Raw genomic sequence first — 24912 nt, 5'->3', positions numbered from 1 at the left:
CGTGAACGAAACCTTCCTGCGCGACGCGGCCGGCGCGCTGGTGGCGCTGTGCGAGCACCACGGCATCGCCACCGCCTACAACGACGCCTTCGGCACCCGCCGCGAGGCCAGCACGCAGAGCCTGCGCGCGCTGCTGGCGGAGTTCGGCGTGCGCATCGACAGCGCCGCCGACGCGCACCGCGCGCTCGAGGCCGTGCACCGCGCGCGCTGGGCGCAGGCATTGCCGCCGGTGGCGGTGGTGCCCGCGGGCACCACGCACTGGCAGGTGCCGTTGCGCCTGCCGCTGGCCACGCGCACGCTGCGCTGGCAACTGACCGACGAAGCCGGCCTCACGCAGCAGGGCGAGGCCGATGCGCACGCGTTGCACGAAACCGCGCGCACCGAGCACGGCGGCGCATGGCTGTGCGAACGCACGCTGCCCATGAGCCTGCCGCTGGCCGCCGGCTACCACCGCCTGCGCATCGACGGCCTGCCCGGCGAGACGCTGGTGCTGGCCACGCCGGGGCATTGCTACCGGCCGCCGGCCGTGCGCGACGGCCGCCGCGTGTGGGGCCCGGCGGTGCAGCTCTACAGCCTGCGCTCACCGCGCAACTGGGGCATCGGCGACTTCGGCGACCTCGACGAACTGGTCACGCTCATGGCCGCGCAGGGCGCGGACATCGTCGGGCTCAACCCGCTGCATGCGCTGTTCTCGGCCAACCCGGCGCATGCGAGCCCGTACAGCCCGTCGTCGCGCGAGCAGCTCAACGTGCTGTACATCGACGTGGAAGCGGTCGACGGCTTCGCCGATTGCGAGCCCGCGCGCCACCTGGTGCGCTCGCCCGCGTTCCAGGAGCGCCTGGCCGCTTTGCGCGCCGAGGCGCTGGTCGACCTGCCCGGCGTGGCGGCGGCCAAGTTCGAGGTGCTGGAGCTGCTCTTCGAGCACTTTCGCGAAGCGCACCTGCCGGAGCTGGCCGCGCCCGACGAAGACGGCCTGGCGTTCCTGGCCTTCGTGGCCGAGCGCGGCGAGGGGCTGCGCCAGCACGCGCTGTTCGAAACGCTGCACGCGCACTTCCTGGCCACCGACAGCGGCCTGTGGGGCTGGCCCGTGTGGCCTGTGGCGTACCGCGACCCCGACTCGGCCGAGGTCACGGCCTTTGCCGTGCAGCATGCGCAGCGCCTGCAGTTCCACCAGTTCCTGCAGTGGCAGGCCGCGCGCCAGCTGGCGCAGGCCTCGGCGCGCTGCGAGGCGGTGGGCATGGGCATCGGCCTGTACGTGGACCTGGCGGTGTCGGTCGACCGCGCCGGCTCCGACGCCTGGACCGCGCAAGGCGTGCTCGCGCCGGGCGCCAGCATCGGCGCGCCGCCCGACGAGTTCAACCCCGCCGGCCAGAACTGGGGCCTGCCGCCGCTGCGGCCCGACAGCCTGCGTGCCGACGGCTACCGCTTCTTCATGCACACGCTGCGCGCCGGCATGCGCGGCGCGGGCGCCTTGCGCATCGACCACGTGATGGGGCTCATGCGCCTGTTCTGGATTCCGCCGGGCCGCGGCGCGCACGACGGTGCCTACGTGTACTACCCGCTGGACGAGATGCTGGCCATCGTCGCCATCGAGAGCCACCGCCACCGCTGCATGGTGGTGGGCGAAGACCTGGGCACGGTGGAAGACGCCGTGCGCGAGGCGCTGGCCAAGGCCGACGTGCTCTCGTACCGGTTGCTGTACTTCGAGAAGTTCGACGGCCAGCACCACGAGCACCACGCCGGCGGCTTCAAGCCGCCGGAGGCCTACCCGCCGGCCGCGCTGGTGGCGGTGAGCACGCACGACCTGGCCACCTTCGCGGGCTGGTGGGCCGGCCACGACCTGCGCGTGCGGCTCGAGCTGGGCCTGTTCCCCGACGAGCGCGTGTTCGACAAGCAGCTGCTCGACCGCGCGCAGGAGCGCATCCAGCTGATGCTCGCGGCCGAGCGCGGCGGGCTGCTCAGCCGCGAGGAGGTGGCCGCGGCCGCGGGGCAGGCGCTGCCTTCTACCCGCATCGTGGAAGCGGTGCACGCCTACCTGGGCGCCGCGCCCTCGGCGCTGATGATGGTGCAGCTCGAAGACGCCGCCGGCGTGGTCGAGCAGGCCAACATGCCCGGCACTGTGAGCGAGCAGCCCAACTGGCGGCGCAAGCTGCCGGTGGCGTCGCGCGCGCTGGCCGAGGGCGAGCGCATGCAGGGCATCGCCGCGAAGCTGCGGGCGGTGCGCCCGGGGCTGCGTTCGGCCACCGGTGTGCTCGCGCCGCAAGACGTGCAGGCCACCGTGCCGCGCGCCACCTACCGGCTGCAGTTCCACAAGGACTTCGGCTTCGACGACGCCATTCGCGTGCTCCCTTACCTGGCCGAGCTGGGCGTGAGCCACGTGTACTGCTCGCCCATCCAGCGCGCCCGCGCCGGCAGCATGCACGGCTACGACGTGGTGGCGCACGACGAGGTCAACCCCGAGCTGGGCGGCGAAGAGGGCTTTGCGCGCTTCGTCGACGCGCTGCAGTCGCACGGCATGGGCCAGCTGCTGGACATGGTGCCCAACCACATGGGCGTGTTCGGCGCTGATAACGCGTGGTGGATGGACGTGCTGGAAAACGGCCCGGCCTCGCTCTACGCGCAGCACTTCGACATCGACTGGCAGCCGCTGAACGTCGAGCTCACCGGCAAGGTGCTGCTGCCCGTGCTGGGCGGCCACTACGGCGAGGTGCTGGCCAGCGGCGAGCTGGTGCTGCACTTCGAGCCCGAGGCCGGTGGCTTCGCGCTGATGTACTTCGACCACCGTTTTCCGCTGGCGCCCGAGCGCTATCCGGCGGTGCTGGCGCGCGCACTGGCGCAGCTCGACGAATCGACCGATGCCGCCGCCAGCCTCGCGAGCGTGGCCACCGCCTTCGGCCACCTGCCGGGGCGCGACGCCACCGAGCCCGAGGCGCGGGCCGAGCGCGCGCGCGACAAGGAGCTGCTCAAGGCCCGGCTGGCGCGGCTCGCGCAGCGGCACCCCTCGGTCGCCGCGGCGCTGGCCGCGGCCGTGGCCGAGTTCAACCTGGCCACGCCGGCGGCGCGGGACGCACTGCATGCGCTGGTCGAGGCGCAGGCCTACCGGCTGGCGTACTGGCGCGTGGCGGCCGACGAAATCAACTACCGGCGCTTCTTCGACATCAACGACCTGGCGGCGGTGCGCATGGAGCGCGACGACGTGTTCGAGGCCACGCAGTCGTTCGCGCTCGACCTGGCCGCCGCCGGCAAGGTGGACGGCCTGCGCATCGACCACCCCGACGGCCTGTACGATCCCGCGCGCTACTTCGAGAAGCTGCAGCAGGGCTACGCGCGCCGCGCCGGGCTGGTGCTGCCCGCGCACGACGCGCAGGGCCGGCCGGCGCGCCCGCTGTACGTAGTCGCCGAAAAAATCGCGGCCAACGACGAGGAGGTGCCCGAGGGCTGGCATGTGCACGGCACCACCGGCTACCGCTTCGCCAACGTGGCCAACGGCGTGCTGGTCGACACCACGGCCGAAGAAACCATCGGCCATGCGTGGCGGCGGTTCACGGGCGAGGTGCAGAGCTTTCATGCGCTGTCGCAGGCGGGGCGGCGCGAGGTGATGCGCAACGCGCTGTCGTCGGAGCTGAACATGCTGTCGAGCGAGCTGCTGCGCATTGCGCGCGCCGACCGCCGCACGCGCGACTACACGCTGAATGCATTGCGCCGCGCGCTGGCCGACGTGGCGGCCTGCATGCCGGTGTACCGCACGTACATCATCGATGCGCCTTCCGCGCAGGACGAGCGCTTCATCGACGAGGCCACGGCCGCCGCCGAGCGCCAGAGCAGCGACGCCGACCGCTCGGTCTTCGGCTTCCTGCGGCGCGCGCTGCGCGGCGTGGCGGTGGAGGGCGCGCCGCCGGCGCTGGCCGAACGGGTGCGCCGCTTTGCGGTGCGCTTCCAGCAGTTCAGCGCGCCGGTCACGGCCAAGGGGGTGGAAGACACGGCCTTCTACCGCTACTTTCCGCTCAGCTCGCTCAACGAGGTGGGCGGCGAGCCCGACCGCTTCGGCATCGGTGTGGACGAGTTCCATGCGCTGAGCACCGACCGCGCGCTGCGCTGGCCGCACACCATGCTGGCGACTTCGACGCATGACAACAAGCGCTCGGAGGACGTGCGCAACCGCATCGACGTGCTCTCCGAAATGCCCAACGAATGGGTGCTGGCGCTCACGCGCTGGCACGGCCTGTGCCGCGACACACGGCGCAAGCTGGAGTGCGACGACGCGCCCTCGCGCGCCGACGAGTACCTGCTGTACCAGACGTTGCTGGGCACGCTGCCCTTCACCGGGTCCGACGGTTCCGGCGGTTCAGGCGGGCTCGACGAGGCCACCGCCCCCGCCTTTGCCGACCGCATCTGGGAGTACATGCAGAAGGCCGCGCGCGAGGCCAAGCTGCGCACCCGCTGGACCCAGCCCGACGCGGAGTACGAGGCCGCGCTGGAAGGCTACGTGCGCGCCATCGTCGCCAACATGGAAGAGGGCGCCTGCCTGTCGGACATCCAGCGGCTGGCCGACCGGCTCTCTTGGTTCGGTGCGTGGAACGGGCTCACGCTCACGTTGCTGAAGTACGCCTCGCCGGGCGTGCCCGACCTGTACCAGGGCAGCGAGCTGATCGAGCTGAGCCTGGTCGACCCCGACAACCGGCGGCCGGTGGACTACGCGCTGCGGCAGGGGCAGCTGCATGCGTTGAAGCACATGGCCGATCGGGCTGGAAAGAGTGGCCAGGGTGGCCATGGTAGTCCTGAAGGCCTTGCCGCGCAGGTCCGCGCGCTGGCCGCGGCACCGCACGACGGCCGCGCGAAGCTGTGGTTCATCTGGCGGCTGCTGTCGCTGCGGCGCGCGCAGCCCGCGCTGTTCCGCGAAGGCAGCTACGAAGGGCTGGCGGCCGAAGGCGCGCTGGCGCGGCACGTGGTGGCCTTTGCACGGCAGCACGAGGACCAGACGCTGGTGGTGGTGGCGGGGCGGCTGTTCGTCGGCCTGTGCCCGGGCGAGAGCCCGGTTCCGGTGCTGCCGCAAGGCGATGCCTGGCGCGGCACCACGGTGCGCCTGCCCGCGGGGCTGGAAGGCGCGGTGCTGGAGAACGTGCTGACCGGCGAGCGCTTCACCGCCGGCGCTGGTGGGCTGGAACTGGCCACGGCGCTGCGCCATGTGCCGTGGGCCGCGTTCAGCGTGGTGAAGCCTGCGTCGTGAAGCTGACGTCGTGATTTGCGCCTATGCGGACGCGACGATCTCCTACGCAGCGCGGGGGTTGGCGCAGTGACCCTGCGGGGTCTGCTTTCGTTTCTCCAACCCACCCCTCCCTACCCCCTCTCTACCCCCTCTCTATTTACCCAGGAGCTTTCGATGAAGAAACTTGTGCCCGCACTGATCGTCACCGGCCTCATGGCCGCCACCGGCGCCTTCGCCCAGTCGAACCCACCCGGCGCCAACGTGCCGCCGAACACGCCGGGCTACGCGACCGGCAAGTCCGAGCGCGCAGGCGAGGCCCGCAAGGACCGCCGCGCACCCGGCATGGTGAAGCCCCAAGCCGGCGATGAAAGCAGGACGCCTGAAGGCGGCGCCATCGGCAACGACCGCGCGGCCGTCGCCGGCGAAGCCCGCGCCGAGACGCGCGACGAGCGTCGCCCCGGCAAGCCGAAGCCGGTGCCCGGCGGCACGCCCAAGTGATGGGGGCTCTTCCGGGCGCTCTTCCGCTGCTTTGACGGTGGTGGACGTTCGCGGCGCGGGCCGCGGGCGTCAGCCCCGGTTGGAAGGGGCGCGGTCGCGGATCGCGCTTTTCAAAGCGCGCTGGCCCGCCGACAGCGCGAGCTCGTAGCTCTCCGCTGCGTCGTACGCCTTGTTGAGCACGCGCGGGTGCGTGCCCTGTTCGTCGGTTTCGAGCAGCTGCCAGACAAAGGCTCCCGGCAGCGGCTCCTCGATGGTGAGTTCGATGGGGTGTGTCATGGCTTCAACATGGCGCAAAGCGGGCCGCTTGTCTGTAGGCCCGCAGCGACGGCACGCTGCCGTGGCCTTCCCTCTTTTCATCTTTCGTTCTTTCCTACAGCGCGCCGTGCTGCAAGACGACCGTTGCGCAGCGCCCGCTCACCTACGCTGCCCCGACCATGGGCGCCAGCGACACACACAACACACGCAAGCAAGAAGACAGCCACTCCACCCACCGCTTCGTGCGCGTGCGCGGGGCGCGCGAGCACAACCTGAAGGGCGTGGACGTCGACATTCCGCGCGATGCGCTGGTGGTGTTCAGCGGCATCTCGGGCTCGGGCAAATCGTCGCTGGCCTTCGGCACGCTGTATGCCGAGGCGCAGCGGCGCTACTTCGAATCGGTGGCGCCGTATGCGCGCCGGCTCATCGACCAGGTCGGCGTGCCGGCCTTCGACAGCATCGAGGGCCTGCCGCCCGCGGTGGCGCTGCAGCAGCAGCGCGGCACGCCGAGCGCGCGCTCCTCGGTGGGCAGCGTGACCACGCTGTCGAACCTGCTGCGCATGCTCTATTCGCGTGCAGGCGACTACCCGGCGCGGCAGCCCTTGCTGTACGCGGAAGACTTTTCTCCCAACACGCCGCAGGGCGCATGCCCGGTCTGCCACGGGCTGGGCCGCGTCTTCGAGGTGACCGAGCAATCGATGGTGCCCGACGACTCGCTCAGCATCCGCGAGCGCGCCGTGGCCGCATGGCCGCCGGCATGGCACGGGCAGAACCTGCGCGACATCCTGGTCACGCTGGGCCACGACGTCGACAAGCCCTGGCGCGAGCTGCCGAAGAAAACCCGCGACTGGATCCTGTTCACCGACGAGCAGCCGACGGTGCCGGTGTACGCGGGCTTCACGCCCGCCGAGACGCGCGCCGCGCTGCGCAGCAAGATGGAGCCCAGCTACCAGGGCACCTTCACCGGCGCGCGCAAATACGTGCTGCACACCTTCGCGACCACGCAGAGCGCGCTCATGAAGAACCGCGTGTCGCGCTTCATGGTGGGCGCGCTGTGCCCGTCGTGCAAGGGCAAGCGGCTGAAGAAGGAGGCGCTGTCGGTGCGCGTGGCCGGCCACGACATCGGCGAGATCGCGCAGATGCCGCTGGGCGAACTGTCGCGCGTGCTGGCGCCCATCGCGGCCGGCAAGCTGCCGCGCCAGTCGGAAGAAAAACGCATTGCCGCGCAGCGCCTGACGCACGACTTCCTGGAGCGCGTGGGCACGCTGCTCGACCTGGGGCTGGGCTACCTGTCGCTCGACCGGCGCACGCCCACCTTGTCGCCGGGCGAGCTGCAGCGGCTGCGGCTGGCCACGCAGATCCGCTCCAACCTGTTCGGCGTGGTGTACGTGCTCGACGAACCTTCCGCCGGGCTGCACCCGGCCGACGGCGAGGCGCTGGTGGTGGCGCTGGAAATGCTCAAGCGCTCCGGCAATTCGCTCTTCGTGGTGGAGCACGACCTGTCGCTGATGCGGCGCGCCGACTGGCTGGTCGACGTGGGGCCCGAGGCGGGCGAGAAGGGCGGCGTGGTGCTCTACAGCGGGCCGCCCGAGGGGCTGCGCGGCGTGAAAGAGTCGCACACGGCGAACTACCTGTTCGGCGAGGCGCTTCCGCCTTCGGCCGCGCCGCGCTCGCCCACCGGCTGGCTGAAGCTGGCGGGCATTTCGCGCAACAACCTCGACAGGCTGGCCGCGGCGTTTCCGCTGGGCGTGCTGACGGCCGTGACCGGTGTGTCGGGCTCGGGCAAGTCGAGCCTGGTGACGCAGGCGCTGGTGGAGCTGGTGTCGGCGCACCTGGGGCACGAGCCACCCGAGGCCGAGGCGGCGGAAGAGGAAGCATCGTCGGCACCGGTGGTCGCGCAGCGCACGGCGGGGCGCATCCTGCAGGGCATGGACGGCATCCGCCGCCTGGTGCGCGTCGACCAGAAGCCCATCGGCCGCACGCCGCGCTCCAACCTGGCGACCTACACGGGCCTGTTCGACCATGTGCGCAAGCTGTTCGCGCAGACGCCGGCGGCGCGCGCGAAGAAGTTCGACGCCGGGCGCTTCTCGTTCAACGTGGCCAAGGGGCGTTGCCCGGCCTGCGAGGGCGAGGGCTTCGTGAGCGTGGAGCTGTTGTTCATGCCGAGCGTGTACGCGCCGTGCCCCACGTGCCACGGGTTGCGCTTCAACCCGCAGACGCTGAAGGTGAGCTTGCGCGGCAAGACGATCGCCGACGTGCTGGGGCTGACGGTGGACGAGGCGCATGCCTTCTTCGAAGCCGACGACGCCATCGAGCGGCCGTTGCGCCTGCTGCGCGCCATCGGCCTGGGCTACCTGCGGCTGGGGCAGCCGGCCACGGAGCTGTCGGGCGGCGAGGCGCAGCGCATCAAGCTGGCCACGGAGCTGCAGCGCGCGCAGCGCGGCGACACGCTGTACGTGCTCGACGAGCCGACCACGGGCCTGCACCCGGCCGACATGGACAAGCTGATGGTGCAGCTCAACGGCCTGGTCGACGCGGGCAACACGGTGATCGTGGTGGAACACGAGATGCGCTGGGTGGCCGCGTGCGACTGGGTGATCGACATGGGCCCGGGCGCGGGAGGCGAGGGCGGCCGCATCGTGGCGGCGGGCACGCCGCGCGAGGTGGCAAGGGCCGCGGGCAGCCGCACCGCGCCCTACCTGCGCGAATGGACAGCACCGAACCGACCTTCTTCAACCCTCTTGCGAAAGGAAAACCGATGATCCGCCGACCTCGTCAAGGCAACGAAGCAACCGCACAACTGGCGAGCCAACTGGGCTGCACGCTGGTGGAGGCCGTGCCCCGACACGGCCACGCACGCCCCGCGCTGGTGGGCTGCGACCCCGAGCTGTCGCAACGCATGAAAGCGTTGGGCGCGCGGTGGGACTCTTTCAACAACGCGCTCGCGTTCGCGGGGTGGCCTGCGCTGCAGGCGGCGCTGCGCTATGCGCTGGACAAGCGGGCGAATGGGGCGAATGGGGCGGAGGGGTGTTCTTCTTCTGCTGGAGGGCCTGAGGGCACTGCTGGTTGACGTTTTTGCGCGGCTGTTCAGGGCGGGTGAACAGGCCGCCGGGTACTTCCCTCCGCGAATGTCCCCCGGCCTGCGGCCTCCTCCTTGATTTCGCTGCGGGAAGCACCCGACGCCCTGTTCACTTGGGCACGCTGTCGGTGTACTCACGCCGACTTACTTGTCTTCCGTCTTGAACAACCCGCGAATGTTCAGCGCCGCAAGACAGACCTGCAGCGCGATCAAGGCCCACGCGCTGGTATGCAGGCCCCAGGCGACCCAGAGCACATTGCTCAGCAGGAAGATCCAGAACCCGAGGTTGCGCCTGGACTTCTCTCGCGATGCCACGAGCCATGCTGCAGCGACAGAAGCGGCGAAGGCCGGCCATTGAATGAGCGAGAGAAGGTCTTGCATGAGGTGACGCTAAGCCACGCGACAGCAGGTTGCAGGTGCTTCATTGCCGACGCGCAGCGTGGGCCGTCTCTCACACGACCCCGAGCGGCGGGGGCGCAGATTGAATGACAACTCTGAATCAAGGAACCGCGCCATGGAAACCCAGACACCCGCCATCGAGGAACGCCTCACCACCTTCACCTACCGGGGTCGGTTCTTTCTGTGCCGTGCCGAGCGGCTCGACGACCAGACCTACAGGCCCGTGGTGGTGTGCCGCTCACCCACGCCGGACGGTGAAGACACGCAACTGCCCGACGACACCGAGAACGCTTCCTACGGCACCGAGGCCGAGGCGCTGCGCCATGCCGAGCAGCAGGCCGTGCGGTGGGTGCACGACCGCACGGGCGACGGGCAAGGCGAGGCCTAGGGCTGGTCAACCCCCGGCAGGTGCGCCTGCATTCGCCGTCTTGCCCTGCGCGGCTCGCTCCACGTTCCATGCGAGCACCAACGCCGCCGCGAGCAACGCGCCGGTGAACCCGGCGACGGCGGGCCATCCGCCGTGCGCCCAGGCCCAGCCGCCCATCGACCCCATCACGCTCGAGCCCGCGTAGTACGCCAACAGGTACAGCGAGGCCGCGTGGCCCTTGGCCTGCGAGGCCATGCGGCCGACCCAGCCGCTGGCCACCGAGTGCGCGATGAAGAAACCCACTGTCAGCAACACCACGCCCAGCGCCATGCCCGCGAGCGCGTGGAGCAAGGTCGCGAGCACGCCGATGCCGGCCACCACGATGCCCGTGACCAGCACCGGCTTGCGGCCGAGGCGGTCGGCCATGGCGCCGGCCATCGACGAGGCGACGATGCCGAAGATGTAGACCGTGAACAGCACGCTCACCTGCGTCTGGCTCAGGTCGTACGGCGGCGCCATCAGGCGGAAGCCGGCGTAGTTGTAGACGGTGACGAAGGCGCCCATCACCAGGAAGCCGATCATGAAGAGCGACGCCATGCCGCGGTTGCGCAGGTGCGAGAGCCAATGGCCGATGTGGCGTCGCGGCGCGAAGCCGGTGCGGCGCACGAAGTGGCGCGAGGCCGGCAGCAGCAGCACGAAGCCGACGGCCGCGAGCAGCCCGATGGCGCCGATGGTGGCCATCGCGATGCGCCACGAGGTCATCTCGGCGAGCACGCCGATGCCCACGCGGCCCGCCATGCCGCCGAAGGCCGTGCCGCCCACGTAGAGGCCCATGGCGAAGCCCAGGCCGTCGGGGTGGATCTCTTCGGCCAGGTAGGCCATGGCCACCGCCGGCACGCCGCCGAGCACCAGCCCCTCGACCGCGCGGGCCACCAGCAGGCTGTGCCAGCTGGGCGCAAAGGCCACGACCACCGTAAGCACGGACGCGCCGCACATCGACGCGAACATCAGGCCGCGCCGACCCAGCGCCTCGGAGAGCGCGCTGGCGCACAGGATGGCCAGCGCCAGGAAGCCGGTGGAGAGCGAGAGCGACAGCGAACTCTGCGCGGGGCTCACGCCGAACTCCTGCGTGAACACCGGCAGCAGGGGTTGCACGCAGTACAGCAGCGAGAAGGTCGCGAAGCCGGCGAGGAACAGGGCGAAGGCGATGCGACGGTAGGCGTCGGAGCCGCGGGTGACCAACGTGGCAGGCGCCGAGGAAGCAGGAGAAGACATGGCCCAATTTGACGCCTTGCGGGCACTCCAGTCCAATATATGGCACAGCTGAACACCATACTTTTCACAGATACCCATGGAACTGCGCCACATCCGCTACTTTCTGGCCGTTGCAGAAGAACGCAACTTCACGCGCGCCGCGGCCCGCGTGGGCATCGGCCAGCCGCCGCTGAGCCAGCAGATCAAGGACCTGGAGACCGAGGTGGGCGCGCAGCTGTTCCGGCGCGTGCCGCACGGCGCGGAGCTGACCACGGCGGGCCAGGCCTTCCTGGACAACGTGCAGGCCATTCCGCTGCAGGCCGAGAAGGCGCTGCAGGCGGCGCAGCGCGGTGCGCGCGGCGAGCTGGGCGCGCTGCGCATCGGCATGACCGGCTCGGCCATCTTCAACCCGGCCGTGCCCGCGGCCATACGGTCGTTTCGCCGCGCCTACCCGGTGGTCGACCTGACGCTGGAAGAGTCGAACACCACGCGGCTGGGCACCGGCGTGCGCGAGGGCGATTTCGACGCGGCCTTCTTGCGGCCGGGCTCGGTGGGCAGCGACGGCCTGCAGTTCAGGCTGGTGTCCGAGGAGCAGATGGTCGCGGTGCTGCCGCTGCGGCACCCGGCCGCCAGCGCGCAGGCGGTGGACCTGCGCCGGCTGCGCGGCGACGCCTTCGTCATGACGCCCCGCGCCGTCGGGCCCACGCTGTTCGACACCGTCGTCTCGGCCTGCCGCAAGGCGGGCTTCGAGCCCGTGCTGGGGCAATCGGCGCCGCAGATCGGCTCGGTGGTGACGCTGGTGGCGGCGGAGCTGGGCGTGTCGGTGGTGCCGGCGTCGATGGCGCAGCTGCAGGTGAACGGGGTGGTGTACCGGCCGATCGAGGGCAAGCCGCCGGTGACGCGGCTGACGCTGGCCTATCGGCGGGGGGAAACGTCGGCGCTGGTGCGCAATTTCATTGCGCATGCGGTGGGAGCGAAGGCGGCGCCTGCTGATGGCGCCGCCTAGACCGCGCCGTGCACCAGTCGCTCGAACACATCCACCGCCCCCATCTGCCCGCCCTTCAGCATGACCTCCATGCCGTCGAGCCTGGCATCGTCGCTGTGCACGCGGCACAGCGAGGCGCCGGCGCCCATGTCGGCGACATAGGACAGCGCCCAGGCGTCCAGCGCCTGCACGCCGTGGCTGGAGGTGTCGCCGCCGGCCACGCCGATGCGCTTCAGCGGCGTGGTGGCCAGCACCTTCGCCAGCAGGTCGCCGCCGGCACGCGCGAGCGCCTGCGCATCGAGTGCGTTGCCTTGCTGTGATGCGTTGGGCGAGCGGGTGCACGCCAGCACGTTGTGGCCGAGCGCGAGGCTTCGGGCGATCGCATCCGCGTGATCGGCTAACGCCGCGGCGTCGCGCTGCGCCAGCTTCTGCGCATCGAGCCACACGATGTCGAAGGACTGCGCCGCAGCGACCTGCCGCGCAGTCACGGGCGAGAGGCTTCCCGCCAGCACGAGCACGGGGCCTTGCGCGGGTGCCACGCCGGCATGCGCATGCGCGTGCGCAGTCGATGCGGCGTTGTTCTCTTCGCGCGGCGCAGGCATCGCCATCGCCATCGCCAGCGCATCCACCACGCTGCTCGGCCCCACGGCCAGCAGCGTCGAAGCCTGCGCGCGCGCCCACAGCACCTCGCCGATGGCCGCGAGCTGCGATGCGTCCGCCACGTCGAACAGCACCGCATCCGCGGGCGGCGAATGCAGCGCCTGCCGCAGCGCCGTGGCCAACGCCTCGCCGCCGCGCGACGCGGCGGTGTACGGCACCGAGCACACATCGGCCAGCCCCTGCTTCGCCAGGTGCAGCCGCAGGTCGGCTTCGTCCATCGGCGTGACGGGGTGGCGGCTCATGGTGGGGTGGCGGTCGATGCGGAACACCTCGCCGCCGCTGCCCGCCGCCGCGAACAGGTTGCCGAAGAGGCAGTAGCGGCCCAGGTTGGGCTGGCCGCCGACGATGGCGGTCCAGGGCTGCTCGACGGCCGCGCGCAGCACGCGCACGGCGGCGCCGATGGAGCCGATGTGCGGCGCGCTGTCGAAGGTCGAGCAGGTCTTGTAGTGCAGCACGCGCGCGCCCAGCGAGCGGAACAGGGTGGCCACGGGGCGCAGCTCGGCCTGCATGGCGTCGGGCGTCATCGCGCGCGCGGCGCCCGCGATGCCCAGCACGTCGAGCGGGCCCACGTGGCCCAGGCGCGCGGCGTCGGGCGTCTTCAGGAACAGCAGCGCCCGCAGCCCCGCGCGCGCGGCGGTGCCCAGGGTGTCGGTCGCGCCGGTGAAGTCGTCGCCGTAGTAGACGACGGCGGGGCCCGGTTTGGCGGTGCTCTGTTTCTCAGGGCTCATGGCTTGCCGAAGAAGGCGAGGGCGCGCGCCAGTTCGGGCTGTTCCCTGGCCGCTTCGGCCAGCGGCACGCCCGCGCGCGCGGCCGACCACGCCTGCCGGATGCTGGTGACGCCCGCGGCCGCGCCGTCGGGGTGCGCGAGGATGCCGCCGCCGGCCATGAAGAGCAGGTCGTCGCTGCCGATGGCCTGCCACGTGGCGGGCACGGTGCCGGCCCATTGGCCCGAAGAAAAGGCCGGCATCACGCGGTCGTCCACTGCGTCGGTGAGTGGCGTGTAGCAGTCCCGCGCCGATTCGGTCACCTCGCTGTCGGGCTGCGAGAACTTGCCCTGCAGCCCGTGCACATGCATGTGGTCCACACCCGCGAGCCGCCACAGCACCTGGTACGCCTGAAAGGAAATGCCCAGCAGCGGGTGCCGCGACAGCGCACCGTAGCCGTTGCGGTGCCCGTGCAGCGCCAGCCCGGTGTGGCGCCGCAGGGTCTGCATGCCCGAGTGGCCGCACCAGTTCAGGCTGGCCATGACGCAGGAGCCGCCTTCGCGCTCGACGAGGTCGGCGTGGCGCTTCATGGCGTCGGTTTCGTCGGTGATGTTGAAGGCCACCATCACGTGCTTGCCGGTGCGCTGCTGGTGGTCGCGCACCACCGCCATCACCGCCGGCACGCGCTCGGCCAGGGGCGCGTGCGCGGGGTCGGCGCAGACCTCGTCGTCCTTGATGAAGTCCACGCCCGCGGCGCAGAGCCGGCCGACCAGCTCGGCCGTCTCCGACGCTGAAAGCCCGACGTTCGGCTTGAGGATGGTGCCCACCAGCGCGCCGCTCGCCACGCCGGTCGCGCTGCGCGTGCCGGCGATGCCCGCGCGCGGCATCTCGAACCGCGCGCGGTACGCGGCCGGCACCTGCAGCGACTCGAGCCGCAGGCCCGTAACCTCGCCCAGGTCGTACAGGTTGCCCGACACGGTGGCCGCCAGCGTCGGCAGGTTGGCGCCGATGTTCGCCACCGGAAACGCGATGTCCACATGCGCGCGCCGCCACGGCCCCTTCGTTCCCTTGCGCTCCAGCAGGGCGTTGGGCAGCGACGGGGCCGATGCCGGCGCGAGCTCGGTGATGGCCTCGACCGTGGCGCGTGCCCGCGCGCGCAGCGCATCGGTCTCTCCCTCCACGCGGGTGAAGGTGCCGCACGATTGTTCGCCCGCCATCACCTCGGCCACGGCGGCCGGGTCGTGCGGCGTCTCGATCAGGTAACGCGCGTGGATGCGCTGGATGCGTTCGGTCCCCACGGTGCTCACAGCCTGCTCAGGTCCGGAAAGGGCCGCACGGGCTCGCTGCCGTCCCAGCCCTCGGAGGCGCTGCGAATCAGGTCGAACATCTTGCCCTTGGGGCCCGCGACCTCCGACAGCTCGATGACGGTGCCCGGGTGGTACTCGGTGTCGAAGTAGATGAAGCGGCCGCGCTCGCCCACCTCGCCGCTCATCACGGGCTTGAAGCCCTGCGCGGTGAGGCGCGCCAGGTCGGCGTCGTAGTCGGCGGTCCAGTAGGCCACGTGCTGCAGCCCGGTGCGCCCGGCCTGCAGGAAGTCGCGGTACATCGAGGGCACGTCGTTGCGCGTCTGTATGAGCTCGACCTGCACATAGCCCGAGTTGGACAGCGCCACCGAGTTGTGCGGCTCGTGGGCCTCGCCCTTGTAGCGGTAGTTCTTGATGGGCACCTTGGGGTTGTAGAACCAGGGGCCCACGCCGAGCGTGGTGCTCCAGTAGTCCATGGCGGCTTCGATGTCGTGCACGACATAGCCCAGCTGGCGGATCTCGCCGAGGAATCGACTCATTGCGGTTGGCTCCGGTGATGTGAGTGTGTTGTTGTGTTCAGAACTTGAGGAAGCCGGTCGAGAACCACGGAAACGCGGCCACGATCACCAGGCCCACCAGCATCGCGCCGATGTAGCCCCAGATGTGGCGGATGCCCTCGTCGGGGTTGACCTTGCTCACGGCGCAGGCACCGTAGTAGCCCACGCCGAAAGGCGGCGCGAACAGGCCGATGCCCATCGAGAAGATGACCACCATGGCGTAGTGCACCTCGTGCACGCCCGCGGCCTTGGCAATGGGGAACAGCAGCGGCCCGAACAGCACGATGGCCGGAATGCCCTCGAGCACGCTGCCCAGCACGATGAACGCGACGACCGACACCGCCAGGAAGCCGTAGGCCCCGCCGGGCAGCGCGCCCATCACGCGCGCCAAATCTTGCGAGAAGCCCGACTGCGTGAGGCCCCACGCCATGGCCGTGGCGCAACCGACGATGAAAATGATGGCGCCCGACAGCGAGGCGGTGTCGATCAGCATCGGCTTGAGCCGCTTCCAGTCGAACTGCCGGTACACCACCAGCCCGACCACGGCCGAGTACACGATGCCGATGGTCGACACCTCGGTGGCCGTGGCCACGCCCTCGACCACGGCCGCGCGAATGACGAAGGGCAGCAGCACGGCCGGCAGCGCGACCAGCAGCAGCTTGCCGATCTCGCGCTTGCTGTAGCGCTGCACGCCGCTCAGGTCTTCGCGGCGGTAGCGCCACCACACGACCACGCACAGCGCGGCGCCCAGCACCACGGCGGGCAGCAGGCCGCCGGTGAACAGCGCGGCAATCGAAATGCCGGTGACCGAGCCGATGGTGATGAGCACGATCGACGGCGGAATGGTCTCGGTCTGCGCGCCCGTGGCCGACAGCAGCGCCACCAGGTCGCCGGGCTTGGCGCCGCGCTTGACCATCTCGGGGAACAGCACCGGTGCAATGGCCGCCATGTCGGCGATCTTGGAGCCCGAGATGCCCGACACCAGGTACATGGCGCCGATGAGCACATAAGACAGCCCGCCGCGCACATGCCCCAGCAGGCTGGCCAGGAACTGGATCATGGCGCGCGCCATGCCCGTCATCTCGATCAGCGCGCCCAGGAAGATGAACAGCGGCACCGCCAGCAGGATGAGGTGCGACATGCCTTCGTCGAGCCGCCCGACCATCACCAGCAGCGGCGTGCGCGTGGTGAGCGCCAGGTAGCCGAAGGTGGCCAGCGCGAAGGAGAACGCGATGGGCACGCCCGACAGCACCGTGGCCGCGACCACGACCACGAAGAACACCACCAGGTTGAACTTGCCCAGCGTGGCGAACAGCGGCGCCGCCAGCCAGAAGGCGCCCACCAGCGCGGCCATGCCGAGCACCGCCACCGCGATCTGCCGGCCGGTGCACACGCGCAGCAGGCGCAGCAGCGCCATCGCCAGCATGATGCCGATGCCCGCCGGAATGGCGGCGGCGCGCCAGGCGTTGCTGACCTCCAGCGCGGGCGTGACGATGAACGACTCTTCGTGCGCGTAGTCGATCGAGGGCCAGATGATCAGCACCAGGAACGCGACCGACGCCGCGATGGCGAAGGCGTCGAGCATGGCGCGGGTGGAAGGCTTCACCTTCTGCAGCAGAGCGGTCATGCGCATGTGCTCGCCGCGGCGCAGCGCCACCACCGCGCCCAGCATCGACAGCCAGAGAAAGAGGATGGACGCGAGCTCGTCCGACCACACCAGCGGCGCATGGAACACATAGCGCGACACCACGCCCGCGAACAGCACGCAGATCTCGGCCAGCACCAGCAGCGCCGCCACCGCCTCCACGGCGCCGCCGAGCACGCGGTCGGCGCGCGAGGCGATGCTGCTCAGCGGGTTGGCCGACGCGCCGCCGCCCGCGAAGGCGGCCGCCTCGAAAGTCGATTCATGCACCATGGCCGCTCAGGCCAGCTTGCCGACGGTGCCTTCGAGCAGCGCCCAGGCCTCGGGGCCGAAGCGGCCCTTCCACTCGCCGTAGAAGCCCGACTCGCGCAGCTTGGCGCGAAAGCTGTCGGCGGTGGGGCGGTTGATGGTGAGGCCCTTGGCCTGCAGGTCGCCCACGACCGATTCGTTGAGCCTCTTGATGTCTTCGCGCTGCTGCATGCCGGCGTCGTTGATGGCGCGCGCCACGATGGTCTTCAGGTCGTCGGGCAGCGCGTCCCAGGCGCGGCCGTTGGCAATGAACCAGTAGCCGTCCCAGATGTGGTTGGTGAGCGAGCAGAACTTCTGCACCTCGAACAGCTTGGCCACCTGGATGATGGGCAGCGGGTTTTCCTGCGCGTCGACGATCTTCGTCTGCAGCGCGGAGTACACCTCGCTGAACTGCAGGCTGGCGGGCGCGGCGCCCAGGCCCTTGAACATGGAGATCGACAGCGGGCTCACGGGCACGCGGATCTTCAGGCCGTCCATGTCCTTCGAGCTGGCCACGGCGGCCTTGCTGCTGGTGGTCTGGCGAAAGCCGTTGTCCCACATCTTCTCGAAGGCGTACAGGCGCGACTTGGCGATGGCGCCGCGCACGTGCGCGCCCAGCTTGCCGTCCATGGCGCCCCACACCTGGGCGTAGTCGTTGAAGGCGAAGCCCACCGCGTTGATGGCCGCCACCGGCACCAGCGTGGCAATGACCAGCGCCGAGGGCGTGAAGAACTCGATGCCGCCCGAGCGCACCTGCGCCAGCATGTCGGTGTCGCCGCCGAGCTGGTTGTTGGGAAAGATCTTGATCTCGACGCGGCCCTTGGTTTCCCTGGCGATGCGGTCGGCCGCCTCCTGCGCGCGGATGTTCAGCGGGTGCGTCAGCGGCAGGTTGTTGCCGTACTTGTACGAGAACTCGGCGGCGCGCGCGATGCGCGGCACGGCCGTGACGATGCCGGCGGCGGGGAGGGCGGAAAGGGCGCGCAGGGCGCCGCGGCGGTTCATGCGGTTCGGCGGTGTCATGTCTGTCTCCGTTATGCAATTGATGCAATCTGATGCACCATGGGCTTCAAGGCTCAGCGAAGATAAAAGCATGCATGATCCGGGTCAAACTTCTGGCTGATGGTTTTTGATGTATGCGGGAAAACCCTTCACTCGTTCCTGAGCCTTCCGGGGCGCCTGCGGATTCCGCCCGCGACGCACGCCGTGCGCGCGTGGTCGACATCGCCCGCGCCGCGCAGGTTTCCACCGCCACCGTCGACCGCGTGCTCAACCGCCGCCCCGGCGTGCGCGACGCCACGGTGCAGCGCGTGCTCAAGGCCGCCGGCGAGCTCGACTACCTGCCGGGCCCCGCGCTGTACGCCGCGCTCACGCCGCCGCCGCTGCGCCTGGTGTTCCTGCTGCCGGCGGGCACCAACCGCTTCATTCGCATGCTGGGGGACATGGTGGGCTACTCGCAGGAGCACTGGGCGCCGTTCAACGTGCAGTGCCGCACGGTGTTCATCGAGAGCTTCAACCCGCACGAGCTGGCCGACGCGCTGCGCCGCCACGGCCAGCGCTGCGACGGCATCGCGATGATGGCGCTGGAGCACCCGGCGGTGCGCGAGGCCGTGGCCGCGCTGGCGGCGCGCGGGCTGCCGGTGGTCACGCTCATTTCAGACCTGTCGAACTCCGGGCGCGCGGCCTTCGTGGGGCTGGACAACCGCGCGGCCGGGCGCACCGCGGGCTACCTCATCGGCCGCTTCATCGGCGCGCGCACGGCCAAGGTGGCGCTCATCGCGGGAAGCCTGAGCTACAAGGCGCACGAGGAGCGCGAGGCCGGCTTCCTGCACGTCATCGACGAGATGTTCCCGCGGCTGGAGGTGGTGGGCCTGCGCGAAGGGCAGGACGACGCCGACAAGAACCATCGCCAGACGCGCGCGCTGCTCGAGCAGCACCCGGACATGGGCGGCATCTACAACATCGGCGGCGCGTCGGACGGCGTGGCGCGCGCGCTGAAGGAGGCGGGGCGCGAGCAGAAGGTGGTCTTCATCGGCCACGGGCTCACGCCCGACACGCGCGCGCTGCTGATCGACGGCAGCTTGGACGCGGTGATCACCCAGAGCCCGCACACCACGCTGATGAACTGCGTGCGCATCTTCACCAACCTGCGCGACAAGCGCGAGGCGCTGAGCGGCGTGGAGACCACGCGCAGCCAGGTGATCTTTCGCGAGAACCTTCCTTAGCGCGCCACCCGCGGGTCAGGCGTGCCGACCTGCCGGTCGGGTGTGCCAACCTACCGGTCAGGTGTGCCCACCCGCGGGCGCCGCCATGCGCTGCAGCAGCGGCTGGCGCGCCAGCACCGCGTCGCGCGGGCCGTGGTCGAGCACGCGGCCGGCCTCCATCAGCACCACGGTGTCGAAGCGCTCCAGCAGGCTCAGCCGGTGGATCGACGCGATCACGCAGGCATCGGGAAACGCCTCGGCGATGCGCGCGAGCACGCGGGCCTCGGTGTTGGCGTCGAGCGCGCTGGTGGGCTCGTCGAGCAGCAGCAGCGAGCTGCCCTGCGCCGCGAGCACGCCGCGCGCCAGGCACAGCCGCTGGCGCTGCCCGCCCGACAGGTTGAAGCCGCGCTCGGACACGGCCGTGTCCAGGTTGCCGTGGTTGGCCTTGAGCACCTCGTCGAAGGTGCTGGTGTGCAGCGCCGACAGCAGCAGCGCGTCGTCGCGCGGCTGGCCGAAGGCGAGGTTCTCGCGGATGCTGGCCTCGAACAGCTCGGTTTCCTGCGGAATGAGCGTGGCCAGCCGGCGCAGCTGGGCCCAGTCCATGGGCTGGCCGTCGAACAGCAGGGTGCCGCTGCCTGGCGGATACAGCCCCGCCAGCACGCGCAGCAGCGTGCTCTTGCCGCCGCCGCTGGGGCCCACCAGCGCCACGCGCTGGCCGCGGCGCAGCGTGAGCATCACGTCGTGCAGGCCGCTGCGCGCGGGCTCGGCGCCGTTGCCACCGCCGTTGGCGTTGCCGTTGGCGATGTCAGGCACGGGCATGGGCACCGGCACCTCGCCGCGCGCGGCATAGCGCCACTGCAGGTTCTGGATGTCCAGCTGCCGCCACTGCGCATCGGCCACGATGCGCTCGCGCTCGGGCACCTGCTCGGGCGGCGTCGCCAGCACGTCGCCCGAGGGCGCGCGCCAGATCGGTTCGGCGCTGCTGTAGTCGGTGTGCATGCGCGCGAAGAAGCTGAAGTTGGCCGCCACCGAGGTGACCACGCCCGCGGCCTGCTGCGCGTACTGGTAGATCATGAACACGGCCCCCAGCATCACCGCCTGGCCCGGCGCGCGCGCCTGCCACACATAGACCACCACCAGCCCCCAGGTCAGCGCCAGCCCCATCAGGTCGACCGCGAACCACTTGCCCTCGTTGAGCACCACCGTGCGCTTCAGCGGCAGCGAAATGGCCGCCATGCGACGGCGCAGCAGCAGGCGCGACGCGCCCTGCAGGCGCAGCCCGATCACGGTCGATGCGTTGCCCAGGAAGTCGAGCAGCGCGGCCACGTAGCGGCGGTCGGCGTCGTTCTCGGCGCGCGCGAGCTTCATGAGCGCGCGGTCGATGCGCACGATCACCAGGCCGATCAGCACGTAGCCCGCCAGCGCCGTCAGGCCGCTGGTGCGGCTCAGCAGCGCCAGCGCCACGAGCGGGCCGACGAAGTTGACGGCGTTGGTGAGCCAGATGAACTGGTTCTGCGCAAAGTCCGACAGCGCGCGGCTGGCCTGGTGCACGCGGTGCTGCAGCTCGCCCGAATGGTGGCCGTCGTGCCAGGCCAGCGGCGCCGCGGCGATGCGCGCGTACAGCTCGTCGGCCAGCCGCTCGCGCACCTTCATGCCCACGTTGCGCTCCAGGATGCGGCCCGGCCCGTGCAGCACCCACGCGCCCACGTACACGCCGGCCAGCGTGGCGATCCAGCGGCCGGCGTCGCCCAGGTCGGCGCGCTGCAGCGAGTTGATGGCCTGCCCGGCCAGGTAGGGCAGCGCCAGGCGGATGAGCTGCGAACACGCCAGCAACGCGGTGGCGCCCAGCAGCTGGCCGCGCGCGCCTTCGGCGAAGTGCCACAGCGCGGCATACAGCGCGCGGATGGCGCCGCCGGGGGAGGGTTGCTTGTCTGGGAGCGTGCCGGGGGTATCGGAGATTGCCGTGGTGGAGCTTGTCTGCATGCGTGTCAGCCCGCTTTGCGGAAAGTGAGGTTGATGCGAAGCGCACCCAGCAGCGGATGCGGTTGGTCTTTCAGCGGCAACACGCCGTGGTAGCGCAGGCGGTCTTCGCCGCCCCAGACCACCACGTCGCCATGCACCAGCGGCACGCGCACGGCCTTGTCCGCGCGCGCGAGGCCGCCGAACAGGAACACGGCCGGCATGCCCAGCGACACCGACACGATGGGTGCGCCGTAGTCGTGCTCGTCCTTGTCCTGGTGCAGCGACAGCCGCGCGCCGGGCGCGTAGCGGTTGACCAGGCAGGCGTCGGGCGCGAAGCCGTCGAAGCCGGCGGCCGACGCGGCCTCGCGCGCCAGCCGCGCGAACGCGTCGGGCAGCGGCGGCCAGGGCTGGCCGCTGTCGGGGTCGGTGGCGCCGTAGCGGTAGCCGCGGCGGTCGCTGGTCCAGCCCAGCGCGCCGCAGTTGGTGAGCGCCACAGACATCGTGAAGCCGCCCGGCGTGACCAGGTGGCGGAACGGCGCGCGCTGCGCGAGCGCGTCGATGGCCGGCAGCAGCGCGCCGACGAAGGGCAGGGCGAAGCCGGGGAGCACGAAGGCGCCGGGGCCCAGGGGTTCGCGTGCCTCGCGCGGCGGGTCGTCGAACAGTGCGAGCGTCATCCGGCCCATTGTCGCCAGCCTTGCCGGACCGGGGCGGCACGCGGTTTTTATGAAATTTTTGTGACAAAGCGCAGTCCGGCGTGCCGGTTTCCGTCTTGTCGGGAGACGCCCCGCGACCGTTCGCACCCCATGCCCCCATGTTCCCTATGCCGCCCGCCCACTTGCCTTCCTGCCCGCGGTTGCCACGTGCTTTTACCCACAGCTTGGCCAGAGCTATTGCCGTTCTCGCGCTGCTCGTCGCCGCGTTCGCGCCCGCGCATGCCGGCGAGGCACCGCCGCCCGACACCAACGCCAGCGGCGTCTTCCTGAACGCGGCGGGCGACGTGCTGACCGCGCGGCACGCCGTGGCCGACTGCCGCTCGCTCTACGCCGTCAAGGGCGCGCACGTGGCGCAGGCCACGGTCATCGCCCAGAGCCCCGAGCTGGACCTGGCCGTGCTGCGCACCGCGCTCGTGCCCTACCTGAGCGCCACGCTCGCGCTCGGTGACGCCGCGCCCACCCACAGCGTGGGCGTGTTCGCCGAGGCCTACGCCGTGCTGCAGCGCCTGCCCGAACGCGCGAACCTGCTCAGCAACGCCATGACCGTACCGGGCGCCGAAGGGCTGCAGCTGCTCTCGGGCGTGAAGCCCGGCGCCAGCGGCAGCGCGGTGCTGGGCGCCGACGGCCTGTTGCTCGGCGTGGTGGTGGAGCGCGTGGCCGCGGCGCCGCACGCCGGAGGCATGGTGCTGAGCCGCGCGGCTTCGTCTTCGCCGGTCACGGGCGCCACGCAAGTGCGCGCGGTGCCCGCGTCGCAGGTGCGGCGCTTTCTTCGGGCGCACGACATCGCGTTTTCTGAAAGCGGCAGCCCGCAACTGGGCCCCCAGCAATCGCCGGCCGCGCGCGCCTCGACCCTGTCGGTCGGCGTGCTGTGCGGCTGAGCTCTTTACCGATTCTTGAAAGACCCATGAACCCTTCCTCCAAACCAACGCCCACCCCTCGCTGGGGCCGCCTGCGGCTGGCGCTCGGCTGGCTCGGCCTCGGCCTGGCCAGCGCGGCCGCGCCCGTGGTGGCCACCGCGCAGACGCAGCAGCAGGTGCCGCAGCACTGGATCAGCTACGCCAACCTGGCGGGCAACCAGCTGCAGTCGTCGCTGAGCGACCCGGCCAGCGACACCGTGGTGCGCCTGCACGCGTGGATGCAGGCCCGCATGCTGAAAGAAGGCCAGCCCGTTCCGCCGCCGCCGGTGGTGGTGCGCGTGTGGGTGGCGCCCAGCGGCAAGGTCGAGCGCGTGGCCTTCGACTCGCTGGGCGACGCGCAGGCCGACACCGACCTGCGCGCGCTGCTCACCGCGCAGCCGCTGGCCGAACCGCCGCCGCGCGACATGCGCCAGCCGATGGTGCTGCAGCTGACGCTGAGCTTCGTCACGGCCAATTGAGGCGATGAAGCACTCGCGCGCCTGGGGCGCGGTTGTCGTGACGCGCGCCTGGGGCGCCGTTGGCGTCGCGCTCGCCTGCCTCGCCACCACGCTTCCGCTGCACGCCGCCCTGCCATGGCCGGCCTTGGGCGTCTCGCAGCTCGTCAAGGCCTACGGCCCGGCCGTGGTGCACATCGGCGTGGAGCGGCCATCCGCCGCGGCGCGCCGCTTCAGCGACCGCTGGCTGTTTCCCGTGCCCGGTGCGCCGCGCCCGCCGGCCGAGGCCGACGAAAGCAGCCTGGGCACCGGCTTCATCGTGAGCGCCGACGGGCTCATCCTCACCAACGCGCACGTGGTCGCGCGCGGCACGCAGATCACCGTGAAGCTGCCCGACCGGCGCGAGTTCAACGCGCGCCTGGTCGGGCTGGACGCGGTGGCCGACGTGGCGCTGCTGAAGATCGACGCCGGCGCGCTGCCCACGGTGCGCATCGGCGACGCGGCCGGCGTGGAGCCCGGCGACGGCGTGGTCGCCATCGGCTCGCCCTACGGGTTCGGCAACTCGGTCACGGCCGGCATCGTGAGCGCCAAGGGGCGGCTGCTGCCGGGCGCGGAGTACATGCAGTTCCTGCAGACCGACGTGCCCATCAACCCCGGCAACTCGGGCGGGCCGCTGTTCAACCTGCGCGGCGAGGTGATCGGCATCAACTCGCGCATCTACAGCCGCAGTGGCGGCTACCAGGGGCTGTCGTTCGCCATTCCCATCGACACGGCCATGCGCATCAAGGACCAGCTGCTGGCCACCGGCACCGTCACGCGCGGGCGCATCGGCGTGTCGGTGCAGGAGGTGGGGCAGGCGCTGGCCGACACCTTCCGCCTGCCGCGCCCGGCGGGCGCGCTGGTCAACTACGTGGAGCCGCGCGGCGCGGCCGAGCGCGGCGGGCTGAAGCCGGGCGACGTGATCCTTTCGGTGCAGGGGCGCGAGGTGGTGCAGGCGGCCGATGCGCTGGGCTTCATCGCCGAGCAGGTGCCGGGCGAGGCGATTCGCCTGCGCGTGTGGCGCGAGCGCGCCGAGCAGGTGCTCGAGGTGCGGGTGGAGGGCTTCGACACGCCGCGGCTGCCGGCGGGTGCCGCTGGTGTAGCGGGTGCCCCGGGTGCCCCGGGTGGGCAATCTGCTTCGGCACCGTCGCGCCTGGGCTTCGCGGTGCGCCCGCTGGCGCCGGCCGAGCGGCAGTATCTGCGCGTGGAAGGCGGGCTGCTGGTGCAGCGCGTGAACGCGGCGGCCTCGCGCGCGGGCGTGCAGGCGGGCGACCTGATTTTGGCGTTCAACGGCCAGCCCATCGACAGCGCCGAGGCGCTGGTGCAGGGGCTGGACGCCGCCGACGGCGCGGCGGCATTGCTGGTGCAGCGCGGCGGCGCGCGCATCTTCGTGCCCATCTGCGCGCGGGCGGGCATGTCACGGTGCTGAGCGGGCACGGAGCGGATCG

At 71.2% G+C, this 24912-nt stretch carries 20 protein-coding genes; 10 read left to right on the top strand and 10 right to left on the bottom strand.

Annotated elements, in window-relative coordinates; translation table 11 throughout:
• Position 1 precedes the first annotated feature (1 nt).
• Complete coding sequence (locus tag QTI51_RS12245) at positions 2-5227, top strand: malto-oligosyltrehalose synthase (RefSeq protein WP_503011503.1); 5226 nt, start codon at positions 2-4, stop codon at positions 5225-5227.
• Positions 5228-5380: 153 nt separating this feature from the next.
• Entirely contained in the window at positions 5381-5704 is a 324-nt protein-coding gene (locus tag QTI51_RS12240) for a cell envelope biogenesis protein TolA (RefSeq protein WP_116907132.1), read from the top strand.
• A gap of 69 nt (positions 5705-5773) precedes the next feature.
• On the opposite strand, the gene QTI51_RS12235 is transcribed toward QTI51_RS12240, so the two are convergent.
• Positions 5774-5980: a hypothetical protein gene (locus tag QTI51_RS12235; protein WP_116907133.1), complete on the bottom strand. Its 207-nt coding sequence runs from the start codon at positions 5978-5980 to the stop codon at positions 5774-5776.
• A 158-nt stretch (positions 5981-6138) separates the two neighbouring features.
• On the opposite strand from QTI51_RS12235, the gene QTI51_RS12230 reads away from it, so the two are divergent.
• Positions 6139-8721: an excinuclease ABC subunit UvrA gene (locus QTI51_RS12230; RefSeq protein WP_286515774.1), complete on the top strand. Its 2583-nt coding sequence runs from the start codon at positions 6139-6141 to the stop codon at positions 8719-8721.
• Entirely contained in the window at positions 8667-9029 is a 363-nt protein-coding gene (locus tag QTI51_RS12225; RefSeq protein ID WP_132748690.1) for a hypothetical protein, read from the top strand. The genes QTI51_RS12230 and QTI51_RS12225 overlap by 55 nt, the downstream gene beginning before the upstream one ends.
• Before the next feature lie 153 nt (positions 9030-9182).
• On the opposite strand, the gene QTI51_RS12220 is transcribed toward QTI51_RS12225, so the two are convergent.
• Positions 9183-9419: a hypothetical protein gene (locus QTI51_RS12220; RefSeq protein ID WP_116907135.1), complete on the bottom strand. Its 237-nt coding sequence runs from the start codon at positions 9417-9419 to the stop codon at positions 9183-9185.
• A 133-nt stretch (positions 9420-9552) separates the two neighbouring features.
• Here QTI51_RS12220 and QTI51_RS12215 point away from each other — a divergent pair, with 133 nt between their 5' ends.
• Positions 9553-9825 carry a hypothetical protein gene (locus tag QTI51_RS12215; RefSeq protein ID WP_116907136.1) on the top strand — a complete coding sequence of 91 codons (273 nt, stop codon included), beginning with the start codon at positions 9553-9555 and terminating at the stop codon, positions 9823-9825.
• A 6-nt stretch (positions 9826-9831) separates the two neighbouring features.
• On the opposite strand, the gene QTI51_RS12210 is transcribed toward QTI51_RS12215, so the two are convergent.
• Complete coding sequence (locus tag QTI51_RS12210; RefSeq protein WP_116907137.1) at positions 9832-11079, bottom strand: MFS transporter; 1248 nt, start codon at positions 11077-11079, stop codon at positions 9832-9834.
• Between the two features lie 76 nt (positions 11080-11155).
• Between QTI51_RS12210 and QTI51_RS12205 the strand changes: the two genes are divergently transcribed.
• Complete coding sequence (locus QTI51_RS12205; protein WP_116907138.1) at positions 11156-12064, top strand: LysR family transcriptional regulator; 909 nt, start codon at positions 11156-11158, stop codon at positions 12062-12064.
• On the opposite strand, the gene QTI51_RS12200 is transcribed toward QTI51_RS12205, so the two are convergent.
• Genes QTI51_RS12200 through QTI51_RS12180 form a run of 5 tightly spaced genes read right to left on the bottom strand, consistent with a single transcriptional unit; the run spans position 12061 to position 18218 of the window.
• Positions 12061-13431, bottom strand: a complete 1371-nt coding sequence (locus QTI51_RS12200) for a four-carbon acid sugar kinase family protein (protein WP_116907139.1) — start codon at positions 13429-13431, stop codon at positions 12061-12063. The genes QTI51_RS12205 and QTI51_RS12200 overlap by 4 nt on opposite strands.
• A complete protein-coding gene (locus QTI51_RS12195; protein ID WP_207786599.1) occupies positions 13428-14714 on the bottom strand; it encodes a ribulose-bisphosphate carboxylase large subunit family protein in 1287 nt (428 codons plus the stop codon). The genes QTI51_RS12200 and QTI51_RS12195 overlap by 4 nt, the downstream gene beginning before the upstream one ends.
• Complete coding sequence (locus QTI51_RS12190; RefSeq protein WP_116907140.1) at positions 14711-15250, bottom strand: VOC family protein; 540 nt, start codon at positions 15248-15250, stop codon at positions 14711-14713. Before QTI51_RS12190 ends, QTI51_RS12195 begins: the two co-directional genes overlap by 4 nt.
• Positions 15251-15287: 37 nt before the next feature.
• On the bottom strand, positions 15288-17183 hold the full coding sequence (locus tag QTI51_RS12185; RefSeq protein ID WP_116907141.1) for a TRAP transporter large permease: 1896 nt from the start codon (positions 17181-17183) through the stop codon (positions 15288-15290).
• Between the two features lie 6 nt (positions 17184-17189).
• Entirely contained in the window at positions 17190-18218 is a 1029-nt protein-coding gene (locus QTI51_RS12180; RefSeq protein WP_116907142.1) for a TRAP transporter substrate-binding protein, read from the bottom strand.
• Positions 18219-18331: 113 nt separating this feature from the next.
• On the opposite strand from QTI51_RS12180, the gene QTI51_RS12175 reads away from it, so the two are divergent.
• On the top strand, positions 18332-19420 hold the full coding sequence (locus QTI51_RS12175; RefSeq protein WP_207786600.1) for a LacI family DNA-binding transcriptional regulator: 1089 nt from the start codon (positions 18332-18334) through the stop codon (positions 19418-19420).
• 57 nt (positions 19421-19477) lie between these two features.
• Here the strand turns inward: QTI51_RS12175 and QTI51_RS12170 are convergent, their stop codons facing one another.
• Both QTI51_RS12170 and alkB read right to left on the bottom strand, forming a co-directional pair.
• Positions 19478-21382 (bottom strand): ABC transporter ATP-binding protein, encoded by a 1905-nt coding sequence (locus tag QTI51_RS12170; RefSeq protein WP_286515780.1) that lies wholly within the window; start codon positions 21380-21382, stop codon positions 19478-19480.
• A 5-nt stretch (positions 21383-21387) separates the two neighbouring features.
• Complete coding sequence (gene alkB, locus QTI51_RS12165) at positions 21388-22035, bottom strand: DNA oxidative demethylase AlkB (protein ID WP_116907144.1); 648 nt, start codon at positions 22033-22035, stop codon at positions 21388-21390.
• Positions 22036-22238: 203 nt separating this feature from the next.
• Here alkB and QTI51_RS12160 point away from each other — a divergent pair, with 203 nt between their 5' ends.
• Genes QTI51_RS12160 through QTI51_RS12150 form a run of 3 tightly spaced genes read left to right on the top strand, consistent with a single transcriptional unit; the run spans position 22239 to position 24893 of the window.
• Positions 22239-22952 (top strand): S1 family peptidase, encoded by a 714-nt coding sequence (locus QTI51_RS12160; protein WP_165840250.1) that lies wholly within the window; start codon positions 22239-22241, stop codon positions 22950-22952.
• A gap of 26 nt (positions 22953-22978) precedes the next feature.
• Positions 22979-23449, top strand: coding sequence for a YbaB/EbfC family DNA-binding protein (locus tag QTI51_RS12155; protein WP_116907146.1), 471 nt, complete (start codon positions 22979-22981; stop codon positions 23447-23449).
• A gap of 4 nt (positions 23450-23453) precedes the next feature.
• Complete coding sequence (locus QTI51_RS12150) at positions 23454-24893, top strand: trypsin-like peptidase domain-containing protein (RefSeq protein WP_116907147.1); 1440 nt, start codon at positions 23454-23456, stop codon at positions 24891-24893.
• Positions 24894-24912 lie beyond the last annotated feature (19 nt).

The organism is Variovorax sp. J22G73, assembly GCF_030317035.1.
Classification (GTDB): domain Bacteria; phylum Pseudomonadota; class Gammaproteobacteria; order Burkholderiales; family Burkholderiaceae_C; genus Variovorax.
The sequence above is the reverse complement of the archived record's forward strand: the minus strand, read 5'-3'. Positions and strand labels throughout refer to the sequence as shown.